This window comes from Butyrivibrio sp. AE3009 (assembly GCF_000420845.1).
Taxonomy (GTDB): domain Bacteria; phylum Bacillota; class Clostridia; order Lachnospirales; family Lachnospiraceae; genus Butyrivibrio.
Map to the genome: position 1 here is coordinate 1 of NZ_ATVS01000100.1, position 1,427 is coordinate 1,427.

General features: G+C 48.6%; 1 protein-coding gene. It reads left to right on the forward strand.

Translation table 11 applies throughout. The features are described from left to right. Nucleotides 1–1,427, forward strand: a 1,427-nt coding sequence (locus tag G588_RS22885) for a hypothetical protein (protein WP_022780167.1), incomplete at both ends; no start/stop codon positions are given.

Genomic DNA, 1,427 nt, shown 5'->3' on the forward strand with positions numbered 1-1,427 from the left:
ACAATGCTAATACAGCAAAGGAAGCAGCTAAGGGATATGCAGAAAAAGCAAAGTCAAAGTATGACAGTGCAGCCAGGAACGCGGCAGATGCAGCAGTAACAAATGCAAATGATGCCAAGAGAGCAGCAGATGCAGCAATGAACAAGGCTACAACAGCCGCAGCTACAGCAGCTGCAGCAGTTACAGCACTCAAGGATGTTAACGTAACCTCCGGCAAGGTAGCAGCTGCAACAGAAGCATTGAAAGAGGCCAATGAGGCTGCAGCACAGGCACTTAATGCAGTAAACACAGCCAAGGAAGCCAAGACAGCAGCAGATAATGCCAAGAAACTTGCAGAATCCTGCAGTGATACAACAGCTTTGTCCACAGCTTCCGGTGCAGTTCAGACAGCAGCAGAAGCTACGACAACAGCCCAGAGTGCTAATGAAGCAGCAACAGGAGCTGTTACAAATCTTAACAGTGCTATACAGGATGCAAAGACAGTACTTGACAGCGAAGCAAGCGAAGCTAAGACAGCAGCTGAAAATGCAGCAAAGGCTATAACAGATGAAAATGAAGGTGCGTTAAAAGCATTGGAAACAGCTGTAAGCAATCTTAAAAATACTAAAGAGGATACAATTAAAGCCGTAAATACTGCAGTAAATAATCTTGAGAGCCTGGCAGATGCAGCAGATAAGGAAGCACTTGCAGCCAAGAATGCAGCAGATAATGCAGCATCAGAGCAGGTAGCATCTGAGACAAGAACAGCAGCAGCTACAGCAGAAGCCGCAGCAAAGGCAGCTAGAACAGCAGCTACTGAAGCAAAGGCTCTGGCAGAACAAGCTAAGAGTGATCTTGACGCAGACAGACAAGCCGCAATTGATGCTAAGACAGCAGCAGATACAGCACATAGAGAAGCACAGAGAGCTTCAGAGAAGGCTGGTGAGGCTACAATTGCCAAGACTACCGCAGAGTCTGCAGTACATGCAGATGGTTCAGCTCCTAAATTGAGTGAAGTACTGGATGCCAAGACCGCTGCTCTTGAGGCAGCAGAGGCAGCAAAGGAAGCAGCAGAGGCAGCAGAGGCAGCAAATGAAGCAGCCGGCGAAGCAGAAACAGCAGCTGAGAATACAACCGATGTAGATGGAAAGCAGGCAGCTATAGATGCGCGCAGTGCAGCTAATGCAGCAAACGGCACAGACGATGCAAAGGGCTATAATACAACAGCAGCAGAGGCAGCACAGGCAGCCCTGGATGCATACAAGGAAGCAAAGAGAAGATATGAAGCAGCATTAAGTCAGGCAGATGCAAATGAAGCCGATAGACTTAAGACAGCAGCTGAAAAGGCAGCTGAGGACGCAAGAGAGGCAGCACAGGCAGCAAATGCCGCAGCAAAGGCTATAAATGATCCTGAAACCGGAGCATACGCAGCAGCAGTAGCTGCAGAG